Here is a 20,070-nt window from a genome sequence, read left to right on the forward strand (position 1 = left end):
AAGGGACCCCGTTGTGCACCCCGACACCCCCGCCGAGAGCACCCCCGACCCCATCCGCTTCCACCCGCGGATGACCGACGCCGAAGCCACCGCCGAAGCGCAGCGGATCATCGCGGAGGCGTACCGGCCCGTTCCGCAGATGCCCACCGCCTACCGCGACCCCACCCCCCTGCCCACCTACGGCACCACCCCGCCCGTCCCGCAACCGGACCACCGGATCGTCCCCGCGTGGGCCGCGGGCACCGCCGTCGTCGGCATCGGCACCGGCGCCGCGTTCATCGGCGTCGGGTGCGGAATCTGGCTCGCCTGCCAAGGATTCGCCGCCGTGACCCTGACCAGCGTCCTGTTCATCACCCTCCCGATCGCCGCCCTGGCCGCCGTCGCCGCCGCCATCGGATCGGCCGTGCGCTCGATCAAGGCCACCCACACCGAAACCCACCACCACTACGCCGGACCCGTCCGGCAGGAGACAAACACGATCACCGCTCCGGCGTACGGGCTCATCGCCCGCAACCGCAACAACCTCTCCCGCTGAAACGGCAACGGCGGCCCCCTTCCGCCAAGAACCGGGGCCGCCGCCAATCCAGCACGCTGACATCGAACTGGAGACATCCAGCATGACCCAACCCATCGACATCCGGCGAGTACCGGCGTTAACCGCACCGTTCCGGGTGCTGGACGGCTGCTGCTGCATCGGCGGCGGCACCGAGGGATACAAGCGCGCCATCCCTGGCGTGCACATCACCGGCGTGGACATCGAGCCCCAACCCGACTACCGAGGCGACGTCTTCCACCAGGGCGACGTGATCGAGTTCATCCGGGCCCACGGCCACGAATTCGACTTCATCCACGTCTCGCCGCCCTGCCAGGGTGAAGGCGCCCCGACCAAAGGCACCAACAAGGCACGCAACGCTGCCATCGGCCGCACCTACCCCCGTCTCATCGCTCCCGTCCGCGCGGCCCTGGAAGCCACGGGCCGGCCGTACGTGATGGAGAACGTGGCTGGCTCGGAGGTCCGCAAGGACATTCGCCTGTGCGGGGAACAGTTCGGGCTCGGGGTGCTCATGCACCGCTACTTCGAACTCGGACGATGGACCACCCCGCAACCGGCTCACCCCCGGCATCGGGGCCGGGTGCGCGGCTGGAGGCACGGCGAGTACTTCGACGGCCCGTACGTGGCCGCGTACGGCAAGGGCGGGGGCAAGGCCACCGTGGAGGAGATCCGCGCCGCGAAGGGCATCGACTGGTCCACCGACCACTTCCGGCTGAGGGAGGCTCTGCCACCCGCCTACACCGAGTGGATCGGCCGCGCTTACCTCGCCACCCTCGCCCCCGCGCTGGAGGTGGCGGCGTGAGCACCCTGGGAAGCACCGACTTGGCCCGTCTGGCGCTGCTGGCCTGGGCGACACAGGCAATCCAGCGGGGATGGCACGTCATCCCGCTCCGCCCCAACGACAAGCGCCCGGCCGGGCACGCCGAGAAGTACTGCCCCGGCACCGGACGTTGCGCCGACGGGCACAAGACCCCCGAGCAGCGCGCCACCACCGACACCGAGCTGCTGACCGCCGCCTGGGCGCAACAGCCGTACAACGTCGGTATCGCCACCGGCCCGTCCGGGCTGCTGGTAGTGGACCTGGACACGCTCAAACCTGAAGAACCGAAAGGAACGCCTGACGGCGTAACCAACTTCCAAGCGCTCTGCGAGCGCGCCGGGCAGGCCGTCCCCGACACCTACCGGGTGCGGACCGCGCGCGGGGGAGAGCACCTGTACTTCACCCAACCGCCCGGCACCCGGCTGCACTCCACCGCCGGACGCCTCGCCAAGAAGATCGACACACGGGGCTGGGGCGGGTACGTCGTCGCCGCCGGCAGCACCACCCCCGACGGAACGTACAGCGTCGTGGACGACCGCGACCCGGTCATGCTGCCCGACTGGCTGCACGACGCGCTGAAACCTTCGCCACGGCCCGCGGCTGGCGCCGCCGTGCCCGTCACCACCCGCGCGAGCGGGTACGCCGCGGCTGCCCTGCGGGGCGAAGTGGCCAACGTGGCCACGGCCGCGGGCGGCACCCGCAACGCCACCCTGCTGCGGGCCGCGCGCGCTCTCGGTCGGCTGGTCGCGTCCGGCGACCTGACCCGGTCGGAGGTTGAGGAGGCTCTTAGTAGGGCGGCAGCGGGCAACGCCACACAGCCACAGCACTACTACGACGACGTGATCCGCCGTGGGCTGGACTGGTCCATCGCCCATAACCCGGCCAGCGGGAGGGCGGCGTGACCAACCCCCCGCCTACTAAGAGCCTCCCCGTCACCACCCACCGGTCGAATGTCGCTCCACAGCCTGTGGACGCGGCGGCCGTAGGCGGGCCGAAGGTCGCCGCCCGCAAGGGCGTCGTTTCTGCTCTTCGCTCTGACGGGTTCCGGAGCGACGAGGCTCGCCACGGCACGGAAGACCCAACGCCGGGGCGGCCCGGCATCCGCATCTACGCCCCACCGGTCTACCGCTCCCACTGGGACGGAGCCCGCTGGTCCAAGCGCACCGGCGACACCCCCACCGCCGCCTACGCCTGCACCTGCGGACAGACCGGCACCGCCACCGGAGCCCAGAAGGTCATCGCTCTGGCTGCCGAGTACGACGCCCACAAGTCCGTCTGCACGGGAGCTCCCGCACCACTCCTGGAAGGGAGGAACGCCGCATGATCCCCACGACCATTGACGGGGCCGCGCTGCTCGACGAGGTGGAAGCCTTCCACCGCCGCTTCAACGTCTTCCCCACCGAGGCCGCCTACATCGCCGTCGCACTGTGGGACGCCCACGCCCACCTCATCGAGTGCTTCGAGACCACGCCCCGGATCGCTTTCCTCTCCCCGGAGCCGGGGTCGGGTAAGTCCAGGGCGCTGGAGATCGTGGAACTCATCACCCCTCGACCGGTCACCACCGTGTCCGCCTCCGCGAACGCCCTATACCGGCTGGTGGACTCCGCCGCCGGACTGCCCACCGTTCTGTTCGATGAGGTGGACACCATCTTCGGACCCAAGGCCGGCACGGATGAGGCACTGCGCGGCTTCCTGAACGCCGGGTACCGACGGACGGCCGGTGCCCTGCGGTGCGTCGGGGAGGGCTCCAACCAGAACGCGCAGATCTTCGACTCCTACTGCGCCGTGGCCATGGCGGGACTCGGCTCCCTGCCCGACACCGTCCTGACCCGCGCGGTCATCATCCGTATGCGCAAGCGCGCCCCCAACGAGAAGGTCGAGCCCTACCGCCAGCGCATTCACGAGAAGCAGGGTCACGCCCTGCGTGACCGACTCGCCAAATGGGCCGACACCGTGCGCGAACAGGTCGCCAACGCCTGGCCCGAGATGCCCGAAGGCGTCACCGACCGACCTGCGGATGTGTGGGAACCCCTGCTCGCCGTCGCGGACGCCGCCGGGGGCGACTGGCCGGCGCGGGCCCGCGCCGCCTGCCTGGAACTCGTCAACGCCGCTCACGACAACGACGAAGCCTCCCTCGGGGTCCGGCTGCTGACCGACCTGCGCGACAAGGTGTTCTGCGGCGCCGACCGCATGCCCACCGCCGTCATCCTCGAAATGCTGCTCGCCCTGGACGACGCCCCCTGGGGCGACGTGGACGACAAGCCGCTCAACTCCCGGATGCTGGCCAAGCTGCTCAGCCAGTACGTCACCCCCGCCAACAAGCCCATCAAGCCCCGTGGCATCCGCACCCCGTCCGGCTTTCCGAAGGGCTACTACGCGGAAGACCTCACGGACGCCTGGACGCGGTACTGCCCCCCGCCCTCCGGAAAGTCCGCCACGTCCGCCACGTCCGCCACACCGCAGGTCAGCGGGGGTGAATCCGTGGCGGATACCGCCACAGCCATCCGCCACACGCCCGCTGAAACCGCCACACAGCCCACCCTCGCCGGATAGCCAGCCCGGCCCCTCGGTGCCACCGCATCCGCCGGGTGTGGCGGCACCTATCCGCCACAAAACCGCTATCCGCCACACGATCAAGGCTGTGACCTGCGATGTGGCGGCGTGGCGGACGTGGCGGATTCCCCAGAAGGAAGACCGAGACAAGGAGTCGCACCTTGGCCCGCCCCCAGATGCTCAAGCTCCCCGAGGTTCTCGAAGAGATCGGCATGAGCCGAGCCGCCTTCTACCGCATGCGCGCCCGTGGGCAAGCACCCCGGCTCCGGAAGCTCCCCAACGGGCAGCTCCGCGTGAGCCGCGCCGACCTGGACGCCTGGTGGCAGCAGTGCGGAGAAAACGCCGCCTGAATCCGTGACCGACCGGAGAGGCCCCGCCGTTCAGCGGGGTCTCTCCCCACGAGGGAGATCAATGCACAGCTACGACGTGCGCATTTGGAACATCCGCAAGCGTCCCAGTAAGGCTGCTCCGTTCCAACTGCGCTGGCAGGTGGACGGCAAGGAGCACCAAGAGAAGTTCGCCACCAAGACGCTCGCTGACGCGCGCCGCGCCGAGTTGCTGACCGCGACTCGTAAGGGGGAGCCGTTCGACACGGAGACCGGGCTCCCCGTCTCGGAGGTGCGCGAACGGAATCGCACGAGCTGGTACGCCCACGCCCGCGCACATGCCGCGCGGAAGTGGCCAACGGCCGCGGCCAAGCACCGGGCGAGCATCGCGGAGAGCCTGACCATCGCCACCATGGCTCTGTGCCCGACAGGGAAGGGGCGTCCCGACGATGAAGTCCTGCGCCGCGCGCTCTACCAGTGGGGATTCAACGCAGGGCGCCACGATCAGGATCCACCGGAAGCGGAGGCCAAGGCGCTCGCGTGGGTGGAACGCAACTCGCCGGCCGTGGTGGACCTGGACAGCGCCAAGCGCGTGCGCTCGGTGCTGGAGCACCTGGCCAAACGGCAGGACGGCAAGCCGGCCGCCGCCAACACGCTCCGACGCCGCCGTGCGGTGCTGAGCAACTGCCTGCGCCTGGCAGTCGAGCACGAGTTGCTGCCCGGCAACCCCCTGCTTCGCGTGCACTGGGAGACTCCCAAGGCAGTGGAAGAACTGGACGTGCGCAGCGTCGCCACGCCCGCACAAGCGCGGGCACTGCTGGACGCCGTCCGTGCGCAGGGTCCGCGCGGTGCTCACCTGGTCGCCTTCTTCGCGTGCATCTACTACGCGGCGATGCGGCCGGAAGAGGTGTCCATGCTGAGTGCCGATCAGTGTGAACTCCCCGAGGAAGGGTGGGGACGGCTCATGCTCGCGGGCGCCCGGCCGCAGGTGGGGTCCGCATGGACGGATGACGGCAAGCCGTACGAGGAGAGGCAACTGAAGCACCGGGCCCGGCGGGCGGTGCGGCCCCTGCCGATTCCGCCGGTCCTGGTCGCCATCCTGCGGGAGCACATCGATACGTTCGGCACTACGGCCGATGGCCGGCTGTTCAGCGCAGTGCGCGGCGGCCCGGTTCGGTCGCAGGAGTACGGCTCAGTGTGGAAAGAGGCACGCAAGAAGGCGCTCACCCCTGTGCAGGTCGCCTCCCCGCTGGCTCGCATCCCCTATGACCTGCGGCATGCCTGTGTGTCGTTCTGGCTCCGCTCCGGGGTGAGCCTCGCGGAGACGGCCCGCCGCGCGGGACAGAGCGTCGCTGTTCTTCAGCGCTACTACGCCAAGGTTCTGGATGGGGAGGAGGCGAGGATGAACGCGCTGATCGAGCAGGGGTTGGCGGAGCAGGAGAGCGTGTCCCACGGCCCGTGAATCCTGGCCGCAGGTTGGCCGCACGGGCTGGTCAGAGGTGGGATACCGCCGAATCAGGGTGAGACAGGGTGCATGGGGAAGGGGTGCCGCTCGGAGAGTGGCACCCCTTCTGACCTGCAAGTCTCTGACCTGCGGAGCGGTGGGTGTGGGATTTGAACCCACGGTGGCTTGCGCCACGACGGTTTTCAAGACCGTTCCCTTAGGCCGCTCGGGCAACCCACCTCGGCCCCGGTCCGCCTGGGGCGGGGCGGGTCCAGCCTACCGGTCCCGGGCGGTGCTCGTCCGTGCCACCTGGCTCACCGTGCGGCTCAGTTGTCGCCGACGCGGGAGCCCAGGGTCACTTCAGCCGTGTGGGTCCTGCCGTCGCGCTGATAGGTGATCGTCACCTTGTCCCCGGGCTGGTGGGTCCAGATCTCGCCGATCAGGGTCGGGCCGCTGTCGATCACCGTGTCGTCCAGCTTGGTGATCACATCGCCCGGCTTGAGGCCCGCCTTGTCCGCGGGGCCGCCCGACTCGACCGCGGCGGAGCCGTCCGTGCCCTGGTCGGTGATCTTCGCGCCGCCGGAGGAGTCGTCCAGGGAGACCGAGGCGCCGATCTTCGCGTAGACCGGCTTGCCCGTGGCGATCAGCTGCTGGGCGACGTACTTCGCCTGGTCGATCGGGATCGCGAAGCCCAGGCCGATCGAACCGGACTGGCCGCTGCTGCCGAACCCGCTGTTGTTCGTCGACTGGATCGCCGAGTTGATGCCGATGACCGCGCCCTGGGCGTCCAGCAGGGGGCCGCCGGAGTTGCCCGGGTTGATCGAGGCGTCCGTCTGCAGGGCGCTCATGTAGGAGGCCTTGCTGCCGGAGCTGCCGTCGCTGGAGGCCACCGGGCGGTGCTTGGCGCTGATGATGCCCGAGGTCACCGTGTTCGACAGGCCGAAGGGCGCGCCGATGGCGATCGCCGGATCGCCGACCTGCACCTTGTCCGAGTCGCCGAGGGCGAGCGGCTTGAGGTCCGACGGGGCGTTCTTGAGCTTGATGACGGCCACGTCGTAGCCCTGCGCGTGACCGATGACCTCGGCGTCGTACTTCTTGCCGTTCGGGAACGTCGCCGTGAGCTTGCCCCCGTCGACCGCGTCGGCGACCACGTGGTTGTTGGTGATGATGTGGCCCTGCTTGTCGAAGACGAAGCCCGTGCCGGTGCCGCCCTGGCCGCCTGTGGACTCGGCCTCGATGGTGACCGTGCTCGGCAGCGCCCTCGCGGCCACGGCGGCGACCGTGCCGTTGTCGTGCCTCACATCGCCGCCGCTGGTGGCCGCGGAGACCGTGGTGGAGCCGCTGGAGTCGTCGTCCTTGGCCAGCTGGTAACCGATGCCGCCACCGACACCGCCCGCGGCCAGCGCGGCGACCAGGATCGCGGCGACCAGGCCGCCCCGCCTGTTCTTCGGCTTCGGGGCGGGACTCTCGTACGGGGCACCCCAGGGGTCGCCCGCACCGCCCCCGTACGCCGGGGTGGTCGGCGGAGGCGGCGGCCAGCCGGACTCGGGGGCGGAGGAGGCCACGGGGTGACCCGGCGGCACCGGCGGGAGCTGCGCGGTCGGCGCGCCCTCCGGCTGCGGCGCGCCCTCGGGCCTCGGCGGCTGCGGGGCGCCGTGCCCGAACGGCGCGGCCCCCGCGGGCGGAGTGCCTCCCGCGCCCGGGGTGCCCGCGGAGGCCGACCCCACCGCCGACGTCGAGGGGTTCGACGCCGGCGCCTGCCCTTCGGGGGCCTCGCCCGGCGCGGAAGCAGGAGCGTCCACCGGCACAGGAGGTGCAGACGGGGCCGGGGGTACCGCAGTGCCCTCGTTCTCGGTGCTCACAGCTCTTCTCCTCGTTCCACGGCTGTCTTCTCGGTCGCATTCGGCCGCACTCGCACACCCACACGCGGCGACGGGCGCTCTCAGCTGTGCGTGTCCCTTTGTACGCCGTCAAGCTTTTCCCACCGGACGTCAGGGCACCATAAGCGGTGGCTGTGGGTCCGTGGCCATCCTTTATATCGGACCGGTGCGAACAAAAATCTGCATTCCCGACACCTCGCCGATTCCCTCAGGCCGCCCTCCGGTCCCACGTGTACCCCGCGACGGTGGGACGATGGCGCGGTGACCCACGCACGACAGCACCAGGTTCAGGTCGTCGCCCACCGCGGGGCCTCCGAGGACGCCCCCGAGCACACCCTCGCCGCGTACAAGAAGGCGATCGAGGACGGTGCAGACGCCCTCGAGTGCGATGTCCGGCTGACCGCGGACGGGCACCTCGTATGCGTCCACGACCGGCGCGTCAACCGTACGTCCAACGGGCGCGGCGCGGTCTCGACCCTGGAACTCGCCGAGCTGGCCGCGCTGGACTTCGGCTCCTGGAAGAGGAGCGACGAGGAGCCCGACTGGGAGCACCGGCCGCAGGACCCCGAGGACACCTCGGTGCTCACCCTGGAGCGGCTGCTGGAACTCGTCGCCGACGCCGGGCGGCCCATCGACCTGGCCGTCGAGACCAAGCACCCCACACGCTGGGCGGGGCAGGTCGAGGAGCGGCTGCTGCTCCTGCTGAAGCGGTTCGGCCTGGACGCCCCGGAGTCCCCGGAGAAGTCGCCGGTACGGATCATGAGCTTCTCGGCGCGGTCGCTGCACCGGGTGCGGACGGCCTCGCCCACGTTGCCGACGGTGTACCTGCTGCAGTTCCTCTCGCCCCGGTTGCGGGACGGGCGGCTGCCGGCCGGTGTCCGGATCGCGGGGCCCTCGATGCGGATCGTGCGCACTCACCCGGCGTACGTCAAGCGGCTGAAGCTGGCCGGACACCAGGTGCACGTGTGGACGGTGAACGAGCCCGAGGACGTCGACCTCTGCCTGGAACTGGGCGTCGACGCCATCATCACCAACCGCCCGCGCGCGGTGCTGGACCGTCTCGGTCGCTGAGCGCGGTCGACCTCCGCCACGGAACGTTTCTCCCCCACGCTCCCATATGGGACGAAACCAGCCACACCGATGACAGGGAGTGCACCGGCGCGTTCGGTACGTGTTCGGTCGTGTCGAGTGCATCACTGGGCGTGTACGGACGGTTTCCGGCCCGGTCACGCGGGGCATTCACACCGTGGCGTGGGGCAAAGGAGGTCTCGGGGGTGGCGTTGGTGGTGGCACAGGAGGTGCCCACGTCGTCGAGCATGGCCGTACCCCATGGTCCTGCGGGCGTGGGGGAGGCGAGACACCGGATGCGCGATCAGTTGCGCACCGGTGGAGTGTCGGAATCGGTCATCGACGATGCTGTATTGATCCTTTCGGAACTGCTCAGCAATGCGTGTCGGCATGGCAGACCACTCCGCGACAGCCTGACGGGAGACGGGGACGTGCGCGCCGCATGGCGTGTCGACACCTCCGGACGGCTCACGGTCGAGGTGACGGACGGGGGCGGCCCGACCCGCCCGGTTCCGGCGACCCCCTCGGTGACGGCGCACGGCGGCCGGGGGCTGAACATCATCAGCGCGCTGGCCAAGGACTGGGGCGTACGGGACGACGCCCACGGCGAGGTCACGGTCTGGGTCGTCGTCCAGGACGACACCGACTCGGCCCGCCGCAGCGAGGACTTCGCCTCCCGCGTCGCGGCACCGGCCGTGTCTCAGATACCGGGCCTGGACTTCGAGGACGCGTTCGACGACATGGACTGAGGTGGCCGGGGACGCGTACGACGACCTCGACTGACGTGGTCGGGGAACGTGTACGGCCGACCCGGACCGAGGCGGCCGGGAACGCGTACGACGACCAGGACCGACGTGGTCGGGAAGCGTACGACGACCCCGAGTGGACAGGACGCTTTCGGCGGCCAGGACTCAGACCGCCGGTGACGGCCCGCCGACCTCGCGCCGCCCGGCAGCCACGCTCGCCCGGCACCGCACAGACCGACCGCCGCCGAGCGCGAACCGGCAGACGCGCACAGGTACGGACCGCCGGCGAACCGCCGCATGCCGCACTCCCCACCCCCCGATCCGCGTACCGCCAGGTGGACCCTCCGGTGCGTTGTCCACAGGATCCCGTCGGGGCTCGTACGAGCGGCTAGGCTCGCGACCGTACGAAACGAGCCGTAACCGGGAGACACCCACGATGGCCAAGAAGCGACCCCAGACCCAGGCCAAGCGCCCGCAGCCCACGGACGGTGCCCGCGCCGATGGGGACGTCCCGGTCGTCGGCGGCCGGGAGCCCTGCCCCTGCGGCAGCGGCCGCCGCTACAAGGCCTGCCACGGCCGCGCCGCCGCGCACGCGGTGACCGAGCTGGTGCAGCGCCCGTTCGAAGGACTGCCCGGCGAATGCGACTGGGTCGCACTGCGCGAGCTGGTGCCGGCGGCGACCGTCGAGCTGAAGCTCCGGGAGGAACTCCCCGAGGGCGTCCCCTCGGTCACGCTCGCAACGGTGCTGCCGATGGCATGGCCGGCGCTGCGCCGCGACGACGGCTCCATCCTGCTCGGCCTGCAGAACGACACGGCGTCGGGCGACATCAGCCGCGATCTCGCCGACACCCTCCAGCGCGCCCTCACCGCCGAGCCCGGCACCCCGGTCCAGGGCCGCCGGCCGCCCGCCGACGGGCCGCGCCTGCAGGACCTGCTGGACCCCGAGGGCCCCTTCGAGCCCGTCGTGCACAGCGGCTTCGAGTTCTGGGTCCCGGACGCGGAGAACACGACGCCGGAGGTGGCCGCGTCCCTGGAGCGGGCCAACGCCGCGGCGATCCCCACCGTCCGGCTGACCGGCGTGGACGCCGCCTACTGGTGCCAGACCCCCGAGAAGAACCACCTGCGGTGGGTCATGCCGCACCCCGAGGAGCGGCTTCTGGACGCTCTCGCGCGGCTGCACGCGGCCGGCGGGTCGAGCCTCGGCGAAGGCACGCGCCTGGTCGGCTCCTTCCGGGCGCACGGGCTCACGGTGCCGGTCTGGGACCTGCCGAGCGACATGGGCGCAGAGGACGTGGAGAAGCCGGCGGCCGAGTTCGCCGAGCGTCTCTCGACCGCGTTGGCCACCGACGCGCCGCTCACCGCGGACGAGCGCCGGGCCCGCGGCGGGCTCACCAACCGACAGGTGACGCTCAGCTGACGCGCAGTCCCGGCCCGGCCACCGGTCGGGCCGGGGCGGACACCGACCAGGGGTCCGACCTCAGGTGACTCCTGTCACAAGTTCCCGCCGTCACCGGCCAATCCGTGTCCGAATAGCCGAGATCGAATTTGCGAACCGCCGATCTCTTGTTACCGTTCCAGTAGCCCGGTTGCTGGTGCATCCCCCGTCGCCAGCAACCGGGTCTTTCCATGTACGGGTGCCTGCGGCGCAACAGGCCGCCAGATCAACTGCCCTTCGGGAGCGGCGAGTTACTCCGTGCGAGTCGATGAGTCACCGTCGCACGAGATCGGTGCGTCACTGCCGGACGGGACGGCGAGTCACTGTCCGCTCGCGGCCGCCTGGTCGCTTCCCGAGCGCAGCAGCAGCGGTCCGCCCCCGTCGCTCCGGGAGAACTCCGCGACCGCCGAGTAGGCGCCCATGTCGCCCGCCACACGCTGCCGCGGCGTGTCACAGACCGCCGGGTCGTCCGCGGCGTCCACCGCGCAGTGCATCTCCACGCTGCGCCCGCCCGGCGCCATGAAGCTCAGGACCCCGGTCAGCTTCTCGCCGGTGGCGTTGCGGTAGTAGGTGCGCGCCCAGGTGTCCCGCCCCTGCGTCAGCACACACGTCTGCGCCTCGATGCCGTCGCCCGAGGAGATTTGGGGGCCGCAGCGGGCGGCGGTGGCCAGGCCGAGACCCAGCAGCCGGGGGCGGGAGGGGACCGCCCGCTTCCCGTCCTCGTGCACGGGCGGGCGCAGCGCGGCGTGGTCCGCGTCGCCGACCGGCCCGGCCGACGCCACGGCGAGCGGCAGCGCGATGACGGCCGCCACCACGCCCAGGAGCGCGAGCAGCCGCTTCCTGCCGGACTGGGGCCGATCGTCGGCCCGCGTGCCCGTCTGCATCCCCCGTTTCCCGTGTCCCCCAGGACGAATCAGCATGAGGCCGAAGATATCGGCCGATCACGGGCGCCCGGTCCGCCGCGCGCCCGACACCCTCACAACTCGGGCGCGCTCACACCCGTACGAGTGAGGACGTCCACGACCGCGTCCACCACGGCCTCGACGTCGGGCACCCACGGGGAGGCGGAGCCGGGCAGCGGCGCCCGCTCCCAGCGGATGCCACCGTGGCCGGTCTCGGACGGGGGCAGCGCCAGATAGCCGCCCTCGCCGTGGAAGCGCAGTGAGCCGGGGACGAAGTCCTTGGCGTACAGCAACTCGCCGAGCTGCTCCATGGAGTAGGGCGCCACGAGGATCGCCCAGCGGTGCGGCGCCGCCACGACCGGGCCGAGGCGCATGCCCTTCCGGTCGAGCGCCGTCAGGGCGCGCGAGGCGGCGAGGGCGGGCAGGCTCACCGCGCAGGGCGCCTGGCCGCCGGTGGCCAGCACGATCGGCGCGGACGGCCGGTTGGTCCACCACCAGCGCACCATGCGCTCGTCGGTGGTGGCCGCCAGCAGCCCGGGGTCGAACGGGTGCGCGCCGGGCACCGTGCACTCCGGATCGGGACACCCGCAGCGGGCACGCCCCTGCGGGTCCGGTGCCACACCCGGGAGTACGGGCCACTGCCATTCGGTCGCGAAGGTCAGGGCCGCGCTGATCAACTCAGGCCTCCCGTCGTTCCGCCTGGACAGGAGCCTGCGTCGCCTTCCGAGGATCTCGCGCATGAGCGCTCGTTCCTTTCCGTTGCACGCCGGCAACACCGAGGGCCATCACGTCATGTGTCGATCATGTGTCGATCACTTCACTGTGCGTACCTACTGGCGCATCACACCCCTGTCCTGGACAAGGGGAACCCCTATGGGCCGAGCGTTGGCTGCGTCCGCGTCCATACTGCGCCCACCACAAGCATGGGCCTGGCGTGGGGTGGCGACGCCTGGCGTTTTACCGTCCCGCTCTTACTCGCCGCCTCCACCACGGGAGGATGGGGCTCGGCCGTCGGTGGTTATGACGCCCGGTTGCGGTGCCAGGTTCCGGGTGGCCCCCAACCACCCCTGGCCTTCACCGAGTACGTACCCATCACGACCGTTGTGACGCTCCGTTGAACAAGGCCAGTCGACCGCAATACGGCGGTCCTTGAGGCTATTTTAGGCCAACTTTGCTGTGCCGTAAGGGGGAAGAACCTGCATCCCGGACACCAGGAATCCCAGCAGGACAATGCTGGACATCCCCTCCTGAGTGCGTGTACATGTGGAGCCACCGCTAGCGGCGCAGATTGACATGGGGGTTTGCGATGCTATCGAGCGATACGCTCCGGCCCGAAGGCCGGACGACATGAACGCCCCTCACCCTCCGAAAGTGGCCGGAATCGATTCAACGGTTCCCCCGCCCACCCACACTGTCGCGCCGACGCCTGCCGTCACGGGAGCCCCCTCGGCCGCCCCCTCCGCCTCCACCGGCCCCTCCGGCCCCGGAGCGCTCCTCCAGGACCGGCTCGCCGGCTGGGTCTCCGACCTGACGACGCTGCACGAACTGACCGAACGCCTGGCCCGCACCGGCTCCCTCGCCGAAGCGCTCCAGGAAATGCTCCGCGCCGGAGCCGCCCTGGTGGGTGCCCGGCGCGGTCTCGTCGTACTGGAACCACGCGACGGGCTCGGCCCGGACACCACGATGGGCCTGGGCCTGGGCCGCGCCGACCTCGGGCACATCGAGACCGTGCCGCGCAGCTCCCTGTCGTACGGCAGGATCCTCGACGGACTGCCGGGCGGGGAGCGCGGGATCGCCGAGCCCGACCTGTTCTCCGAGGACGGGCTCGACCCCCGCCACCGCGATGTGGCCGCCCGCCTCGGCTACGCCGCGAGCTACGCGCTCCCCCTGTCCACCGAGGCCGCCGGCCGCCTCGGCGCCGCCGTCTGGCTCTACGACGAACCCGCCGAGCCGGTCGAACGCCAGCGCCACCTCGTCGGTCTGTACACCCGCTACGCCACCGAGCACCTGGCGCGCATGGTGGAGATCGAGCGCACGCGCGCGTGCATGGCGACGATCACCGAGGAGCTCGTGCCCACCCGGCTGCCCCGCGTCCCCGGCGTCCAGCTCGCCGCCCGGCGCCGCACGAGCCCGCGCGGAGGCGGCGACTGGTACGACGCGCTGCAGCTGCCCGACGCCGCGCTCGGCCTCGCCGTCGGGTCCGTCACCGGTTCGGGGCCGGGCACGGTCGCCGCGACGGGCCGGTTGCGGGCCTCCCTGCGCGCGTACGCCGTGATGGAGGGCGAGGACCCGGTGGCGGTCCTCTCCGATCTGGAGCTGCTGCTGAGGCTCACCGAGCCCGCCCGCTCGGCCACCGCCCTGTTCGCGTACTGCGAGCCCGCGCTGCGCAAGCTGACGCTGGCCGGGGCCGGACACAGCCCGCCGCTGGTGATCGGCCCCAGACGCACCGAGTTCGTGGAGACCTCGCTGTCGGCGCCCCTGGGCATGCTGGCCTGCTGGGAGGCGCCGAGCATCGAACTGACCGCGGAGCCCGGCGAGACCGTGCTGCTCTACACCGACGGTCTGCTCCAGCGCACCGGCGACCCCATGGACCGCGCCTTCGCCCGGCTGCACGCGGCGGCCACGAGCGTGCCGAGGCCGCTGCGCATCGACCCGGGAGCGGTCGCCGACCACATCCTGCGGACGGTGCTCCCGGACGGGCTCGGCGAGGCCGACAGCACGGAGGACGTGGTGCTGCTGGCGGCCCGCTTCGAGTGACCCGCCGCCCACACCGGGTGACGGTCCCTTCCTGCCCGGGACCCCCTTCTGTACGACCGTACGATGGGGGTGGCCCAGTGCCGTATCCAAGGAGGATGACCGTGGCGGACGAGCTCACCCCCGAGACCCCGGCGACCCCGGAGGCCGTGGAGGAGACCGAAGAGCCCATCAAGCAGCGCAAGAACGGCCTGTACCCGGGCGTGTCCGACGAGCTGGCCGAGAACATGAAGTCGGGCTGGGCCGACACCGAGCTGCGCGACCTGGAGCCGATCGCCCAGGCCGCCGAGACCGCCGCCCGCCGCGCCTCGCTGTCCGCGCGCTTCCCGGGCGAGCGTCTGGTGATCCCCGCGGGCAACCTGAAGACCCGCTCGAACGACACGGAGTACCCCTTCCGCGCCTCGGTCGAGTACGCGTACCTCACCGGCAACCAGACCGAGGACGGCGTCCTGGTCCTGGAGCCCACCTCCGACGGCCACCGCGCGACCCTCTATCTGCTACCCCGCTCCGACCGGGAGAACGGCGAGTTCTGGCTCTCCGGGCAGGGCGAGCTGTGGGTGGGCCGCCGCCACTCGCTCACCGAGGCGGAGAAGCTCTACGGCATTCCGGCCTCGGACGTGCGCGAACTGCCTCAGAAGCTGAAGGAGGCCACCGGCCCGGTGCGCGTGGTGCGCGGGTACGACGCGGGCGTCGAGACCGCGCTGCACGACAAGGTCACCGCCGAGCGGGACGAGGAGCTTCGGGTCTTCCTCTCCGAGATGCGGCTGGTCAAGGACGCGTTCGAGATCGGCGAGCTGCAGAAGGCGGTCGACTCGACCGTGCGCGGCTTCGAGGACGTGGTGAAGGTCCTCGACAAGGCGGAGGCGACCTCCGAGCGCTACATCGAGGGCACCTTCTTCCTCCGGGCGCGCGTGGAGGGCAACGACGTCGGCTACGGCACCATCGCCGCGGCCGGTCCGCACGCCTGCACGCTGCACTGGGTGCGCAACGACGGCCCGGTCCGCTCGGGTGACCTGCTCCTGCTGGACGCGGGAGTGGAGACGCACACGTACTACACCGCCGACGTCACCCGCACGCTGCCGGTCAACGGCCGCTTCAGCGAGATCCAGAAGAAGATCTACGACGCGGTGTACGAGGCCCAGGAGGCCGGTATCGCGGCGGTGAAGCCGGGCGCCAAGTACCGCGACTTCCACGACGCCGCGCAACGCGTTCTCGCGGAGCGGCTCGTCGAGTGGGGCCTCGTCGAGGGCCCGGTGGAGCGGGTCCTGGAGCTCGGCCTGCAGCGCCGCTGGACCCTGCACGGCACGGGCCACATGCTCGGCATGGACGTCCACGACTGCGCCGCCGCGCGGACCGAGACCTACGTGGACGGCGTCCTGGAGCCCGGCATGGTGCTCACGGTGGAGCCGGGCCTGTACTTCCAGGCGGACGACCTGACCGTCCCGGAGGAGTACCGCGGCATCGGCGTCCGCATCGAGGACGACATCCTGGTCACCGAGGACGGCAACCGCAACCTCTCGGCGGGCCTGCCGCGCCGCGCCGACGAGGTCGCGCAGTGGATGGCGTCCCTGAAGGGCTGACACGCGAACTGCAGCACGGGCGTCGGGAGCGAAGGGCCGAGTACCGCTGGGGTGCCCGGCCCTTCGTATGAGGTCCGGGGCTCTCTCGGCTCGGTCCCGCGCAAAGGGCGGGTGAGACGGGGAACGGCCACAGAGATGGTGAACTCCGGCCTTCTGGACTTGGGTTCGTCGCGCATGCGCTCGTGCCGCGGCGGCAGGCCTCGGCCGTGAGGGACTCCACGCGGCACGGTCCGGCAGGGCACTACACCGCCATCAGCGGAGAGTCGTCGCGCCACTTGAGGATCTTGTCGAAGCTCACCACCGCGCCGCCCCGACCCGGTTTGTTGCCGATGTGCACATGGTCGGCGAGCTCCTCGATGAGACCCAGGCCACGACCGTGCTCGGCGTCCGCGCGCACCGGGCGGGTCACCGTACGAGGTCTGCCGGCCGGGAAACCCGGGCCCGAGTCGGCGACTTCGATGCGGCACTTCTCGCCGTCGAGGTAGGCCGTGACCCGGTACGCCTCCGACACACCGCCGTTCGCGGTGTCGCCCCCGTGCTCGACCGCGTTGGCGCAGGCCTCGGTGAGGGCGACGGAGAGGTCGTAGGAGATGTCCGGATCGACGCCCGCGGTCTCCATCGTGCCCAGCAGGAGCCGTCGGGCGAGCGGCACGCTCGCAGCTTCGCGCCGCAGATGGAGTGACCACCAGATGCTCATGCTCCAGCCTCCTGGCCGCGGCTCGACATACCGTTACGTATTGCCACGCCTGCTGGAGGGCAATCGCCCGATTGTCGACTTCCCGCCCATTCGGCAGATGCGCCGGGGCGGGGATCAGGTGTATGCGGGGGTGGTTGGAGCACGGGTCACTAGAACGCGATCTTCCAGATCACTGTTCTGATTACCACATTTACATCACCTTGCGGACCTGCCGTACTGCCCCGCCGAGACCAGTGGGATGATGAGGCCGCCATGAGTGCCCCCCACCCGCGCACGGCGCGCGCCGGAGGCGATCTCCGGATACTGCGGGCCGCGGTCTTCGCCGCGGTCTGCGTCGTGCTGGCCGCGGCCGGGCACGGGCTCGCCTCCTGCGCCACGGTCCCGCTGTGGACGCTGGGCGCCGGCCTGCTCGGAGTGTTCGCCGTCGCCGCCCTCCTCGCCGGGCGGGAGCGCTCGCTGCCGGGCATCGCGGCGGTCCTCGCGGTGGGCCAGGTCGTGCTGCACACGCTGTTCGGGCTCGGGCAGCACTCCGGCGCCATGGCGTCCAAGGCGATGTCCACGGCCGACGCCGCACTCGTGGCCCGGGCCGCGCACCTGGTGTGCGGCGCCACCGCGGCGACGATCTCCCCCGCACACGCCCAGAAGATCCTCTCCGACGCGCGCCTCACCACGGCGGCGGACACGGCCGCCGCGCACCACCCGGCCGACGCCCTGTCGGCCGCCGGCTCGTGGTGGTCGGTCCTGCCGTCCCTGCCCATGCTGCTGGGGCACCTCCTCGCGGCCGTCGCCGCCGGGTGGGTGCTGCGCCGTGGGGACATGGCGCTGCTGCGGCTCATGCGGCTGTCGGCGCACGGAGCCGCAGAGGGGGCGCTCGTACGATCCCTGCGCTCGTCGTTCGCACTCGCACGCGCCCTCCTGGCCGGGCTCCCCGGCGCGCCCGACGCCGGGCCGCGCGCCCCGCGCACCGGCTTCCTGCTGCCTCACAAGCCGCGGACGACCACGCTGCAACACACGGTGATCCGGCGCGGACCGCCCTCCTCCACTCCGTTCCTCCTCGCTGCCTGACGCGACCGCACCACTCCACCCGTCCGTACGGGAGAGAGTGCCGTCGCGCGGCACGCGCGCGTGCCCACACGAAGGAACCGGCCACGGCCGCGATCACCCGCGCACGCGCATCTCCTCGTCGCCAACGGACTCTCACTCGAAGTGGAGTGGTCTCAAGCCATGAAGGCCATCAAGGGTTCCCTGAAGGGCTCCCGCATCGCCGTCACCGGTGCCGCCGCCGCATCGGCCGTTCTCGTCCTGTCCGCGCCCGCCTTCGCGCACGTGACCGTGCAACCGGAGGGTCAGGCCGCCAAGGGCGGTTACGCGGTCGTCGACTTCAAGGTCCCGAACGAGCGGGACGACGCCTCGACCACCAAGCTCGAGGTCAGCTTCCCGACCGACCACCCGCTGGCCTCGGTGATGCCGGAGCCGGTCGACGGCTGGAAGGTGCAGGTCACCAAGTCCAAGCTCGCCAAGCCGCTCACCCTGCACGGCCGGCAGATCAACGAGGCCGTGACCAAGGTCACCTGGACCGCCACCGGCAAGGGCATCGAGCCGGGCTACTTCCAGAAGTTCCCGCTCTCGGTCGGCCAGCTACCCGAGGACACCGACCAACTCGTCTTCAAGGCCCTCCAGACGTACTCCAACAACGAGGTGGTGCGCTGGATCGAGCCGCAGAAGGAGGGCCAGGAGGAGCCCGAGAACCCCGCCCCGGTGCTCGAACTGGCCTCCGCCTCCTCGTCCGGCCACCACGGCTCCACGGCCGAGGACGCCTCCGACACCACGTCGACCGCCAAGGACACCGCCGCCGGCACCTCCTCCGGCGGCACCGACACCACCGCCCGAGTCCTCGGCGTCGTCGGCATCGCCGTCGGCGCGGCGGGCGTGGCGTACGGCGTCCTGGCCGGCCGCCGGCGCACCACCGGCGCCTGAGCTCCACCTCGCCTCCGGGCACGCGCAGGGGTCGTACGACAACGCCGTGACGCGACACGTACGGCCCCGGCGCACCCGTAAGAACTGACATCTGGGACATTTCTCTATGCGCACCAAGAAGACGTTCGCAGCGGCCGCGCTCCTCGCCACCGCCGCGCTCACCCTCACCGCCTGCGGGTCCGGCGACAGCGGCGACAAGCCGGTCGCCGTCGTGTCCGCGGAGCCCGGCTCCGACAAGGCCGGAACGGTGCTGGACCAGCCGTTCGAGAAGCCGGACCTCGTCCTCACCGACACCCACGGCAAGAAGTACGACCTCCGCGAGCAGACCAAGGACAAGCCGACGTTGATCTACTTCGGCTACACCCACTGCCCCGACGTCTGCCCGCTGACGATGAACAACCTCGCCGTCGCCAAGAAGGAGGTGGACCGGAGCAAGCAACTGACCCAGGCGCAGAAGGACTCGCTGCGAATCGTCTTCGTCACCACCGACCCGGAGCGCGACACCCCCTCGGCACTCGGCACGTGGCTCAAGGGCATCGACCCGTCCATCGTGGGCCTGACCGGCGACTTCTCCACCATCCAGGCCGGCGCCCGCACGCTCGGCATCAGCATCGAGCCGCCGAAGAAGGACAAGGACGGCAAGATCGTCTCCACCCACGGCACCCAGGTCATCGCGTTCTCCCCGAAGAGCAACGGCGGTTACGTGGTCTACGGCCAGGACGCCACCGTGGACGACTACATCCGCGACATACCCAAGATCATCAAGGGGGAGAACCCGTGAGCCGCCGTCTCGGCGGCCCCGCCGCGATGCTGGCGGCGGGGATGGTCCTCGCCGGCTGCGGCGGGCTGGTGCTCGTCGGCTGCGGCGGCTCGGGCGGATCCTCCGCAGAGCCGGAGCTGAAGGTCACCGGCGCCTACATGCCCCAGCCCGTCACCGCCGACATGGCGGCCGGCTTCTTCACCGTCACCAACTCCGGCGGCGCCGACACCCTCACCTCCGTCACCAGCGGCCTCGCCGGCGACGTCACGCTGCACTCCACCAAGGGCGGCGCCATGGAGGAGGAGAAGTCGTTCGCCGTACCCGCGCACGGCGAGCTGGACTTCACCAGCGGTGGCAACCACCTCATGTTCGAAAAGCTCACCCACAAGCCGAAACAGGGCGACAAGGTGTCCGTACAGCTCCACTTCGCGAAGTCCGGAACGGTCACCGTCGAGATGCCCGTGAAGCCGGCGACGTACAACCCGAAGACCGGCCACTGAGGGAGGCATCACCGTGACGCAGGCCATCGCTCCCGGCGGGCGCGCCGCCCCGAGCACCATCCATGCGGCGTCCCG

The 20,070-nt window shown here is 71.1% G+C and carries 20 protein-coding genes and 1 tRNA gene; 16 read left to right on the forward strand and 5 right to left on the reverse strand.

Annotated features, from left to right (window positions below; genetic code table 11):
• Positions 1-13 precede the first annotated feature (13 nt).
• From C3488_RS00185 to C3488_RS00215, 7 genes are all read left to right on the forward strand, one after another.
• The gene (locus C3488_RS00185) at positions 14-535 is read left to right on the forward strand and encodes a hypothetical protein (protein WP_258053222.1); all 522 of its coding nucleotides are present in this window, start codon (positions 14-16) and stop codon (positions 533-535) included.
• An 82-nt stretch (positions 536-617) separates the two neighbouring features.
• Positions 618-1,355 carry a DNA cytosine methyltransferase gene (locus C3488_RS00190; RefSeq protein ID WP_103837220.1) on the forward strand — a complete coding sequence of 246 codons (738 nt, stop codon included), beginning with the start codon at positions 618-620 and terminating at the stop codon, positions 1,353-1,355.
• Positions 1,352-2,275, forward strand: coding sequence for a bifunctional DNA primase/polymerase (locus tag C3488_RS00195; RefSeq protein WP_103837221.1), 924 nt, complete (start codon positions 1,352-1,354; stop codon positions 2,273-2,275). Before C3488_RS00190 ends, C3488_RS00195 begins: the two co-directional genes overlap by 4 nt.
• A gap of 65 nt (positions 2,276-2,340) precedes the next feature.
• Positions 2,341-2,697: a hypothetical protein gene (locus C3488_RS00200; RefSeq protein ID WP_103837222.1), complete on the forward strand. Its 357-nt coding sequence runs from the start codon at positions 2,341-2,343 to the stop codon at positions 2,695-2,697.
• Positions 2,694-3,926 (forward strand): DUF3631 domain-containing protein, encoded by a 1,233-nt coding sequence (locus tag C3488_RS00205; protein ID WP_103837223.1) that lies wholly within the window; start codon positions 2,694-2,696, stop codon positions 3,924-3,926. Before C3488_RS00200 ends, C3488_RS00205 begins: the two co-directional genes overlap by 4 nt.
• Before the next feature lie 161 nt (positions 3,927-4,087).
• Complete coding sequence (locus C3488_RS00210; protein WP_103837224.1) at positions 4,088-4,276, forward strand: AlpA family transcriptional regulator; 189 nt, start codon at positions 4,088-4,090, stop codon at positions 4,274-4,276.
• A gap of 61 nt (positions 4,277-4,337) precedes the next feature.
• Complete coding sequence (locus C3488_RS00215) at positions 4,338-5,714, forward strand: tyrosine-type recombinase/integrase (RefSeq protein WP_103837225.1); 1,377 nt, start codon at positions 4,338-4,340, stop codon at positions 5,712-5,714.
• Positions 5,715-5,851: 137 nt separating this feature from the next.
• Here the strand turns inward: C3488_RS00215 and C3488_RS00220 are convergent.
• Together C3488_RS00220 and C3488_RS00225 are read right to left on the reverse strand one after the other, a co-directional pair.
• Positions 5,852-5,936, reverse strand: a tRNA-Ser gene (locus tag C3488_RS00220).
• 86 nt (positions 5,937-6,022) lie between these two features.
• On the reverse strand, positions 6,023-7,558 hold the full coding sequence (locus tag C3488_RS00225) for a S1C family serine protease (RefSeq protein ID WP_181138830.1): 1,536 nt from the start codon (positions 7,556-7,558) through the stop codon (positions 6,023-6,025).
• A 279-nt stretch (positions 7,559-7,837) separates the two neighbouring features.
• Between C3488_RS00225 and C3488_RS00235 the strand changes: the two genes are divergently transcribed.
• The 3 genes from C3488_RS00235 (at position 7,838) to C3488_RS00245 (ending at position 10,807) form a co-directional block, all read left to right on the forward strand.
• Complete coding sequence (locus C3488_RS00235; protein WP_103837227.1) at positions 7,838-8,647, forward strand: glycerophosphodiester phosphodiesterase; 810 nt, start codon at positions 7,838-7,840, stop codon at positions 8,645-8,647.
• A gap of 203 nt (positions 8,648-8,850) precedes the next feature.
• Positions 8,851-9,393 carry an ATP-binding protein gene (locus tag C3488_RS00240; protein ID WP_258053223.1) on the forward strand — a complete coding sequence of 181 codons (543 nt, stop codon included), beginning with the start codon at positions 8,851-8,853 and terminating at the stop codon, positions 9,391-9,393.
• 433 nt (positions 9,394-9,826) lie between these two features.
• A complete protein-coding gene (locus C3488_RS00245) occupies positions 9,827-10,807 on the forward strand; it encodes a DUF5926 family protein (RefSeq protein ID WP_103837228.1) in 981 nt (326 codons plus the stop codon).
• Between the two features lie 338 nt (positions 10,808-11,145).
• Here the strand turns inward: C3488_RS00245 and C3488_RS00250 are convergent, their stop codons facing one another.
• Both C3488_RS00250 and C3488_RS00255 read right to left on the reverse strand, forming a co-directional pair.
• On the reverse strand, positions 11,146-11,709 hold the full coding sequence (locus C3488_RS00250; protein WP_103837229.1) for a hypothetical protein: 564 nt from the start codon (positions 11,707-11,709) through the stop codon (positions 11,146-11,148).
• A 92-nt stretch (positions 11,710-11,801) separates the two neighbouring features.
• Positions 11,802-12,467, reverse strand: coding sequence for a bifunctional DNA primase/polymerase (locus C3488_RS00255; protein WP_103837230.1), 666 nt, complete (start codon positions 12,465-12,467; stop codon positions 11,802-11,804).
• 553 nt (positions 12,468-13,020) lie between these two features.
• Here C3488_RS00255 and C3488_RS00260 point away from each other — a divergent pair.
• A complete protein-coding gene (locus C3488_RS00260; protein ID WP_103837231.1) occupies positions 13,021-14,484 on the forward strand; it encodes a PP2C family protein-serine/threonine phosphatase in 1,464 nt (487 codons plus the stop codon).
• A gap of 101 nt (positions 14,485-14,585) precedes the next feature.
• A complete protein-coding gene (locus tag C3488_RS00265; protein ID WP_103837367.1) occupies positions 14,586-16,061 on the forward strand; it encodes an aminopeptidase P family protein in 1,476 nt (491 codons plus the stop codon).
• A gap of 241 nt (positions 16,062-16,302) precedes the next feature.
• Here the strand turns inward: C3488_RS00265 and C3488_RS00270 are convergent, their stop codons facing one another.
• Positions 16,303-16,758 carry an ATP-binding protein gene (locus C3488_RS00270; protein ID WP_103837232.1) on the reverse strand — a complete coding sequence of 152 codons (456 nt, stop codon included), beginning with the start codon at positions 16,756-16,758 and terminating at the stop codon, positions 16,303-16,305.
• Between the two features lie 252 nt (positions 16,759-17,010).
• Here C3488_RS00270 and C3488_RS00275 point away from each other — a divergent pair, with 252 nt between their 5' ends.
• The 4 genes from C3488_RS00275 (at position 17,011) to C3488_RS00290 (ending at position 19,995) form a co-directional block, all read left to right on the forward strand.
• Positions 17,011-17,823, forward strand: coding sequence for a hypothetical protein (locus tag C3488_RS00275; protein ID WP_103837233.1), 813 nt, complete (start codon positions 17,011-17,013; stop codon positions 17,821-17,823).
• Between the two features lie 180 nt (positions 17,824-18,003).
• Complete coding sequence (locus C3488_RS00280) at positions 18,004-18,735, forward strand: YcnI family protein (protein WP_103837368.1); 732 nt, start codon at positions 18,004-18,006, stop codon at positions 18,733-18,735.
• Positions 18,736-18,841: 106 nt separating this feature from the next.
• Positions 18,842-19,516 (forward strand): SCO family protein, encoded by a 675-nt coding sequence (locus C3488_RS00285; protein ID WP_103837234.1) that lies wholly within the window; start codon positions 18,842-18,844, stop codon positions 19,514-19,516.
• Positions 19,517-19,542: 26 nt separating this feature from the next.
• Entirely contained in the window at positions 19,543-19,995 is a 453-nt protein-coding gene (locus C3488_RS00290; RefSeq protein ID WP_103837369.1) for a copper chaperone PCu(A)C, read from the forward strand.
• Positions 19,996-20,070 lie beyond the last annotated feature (75 nt).

The sequence above is a fragment of the Streptomyces sp. Ru72 genome, from assembly GCF_002920635.1.
Lineage (GTDB): Bacteria > Actinomycetota > Actinomycetes > Streptomycetales > Streptomycetaceae > Streptomyces.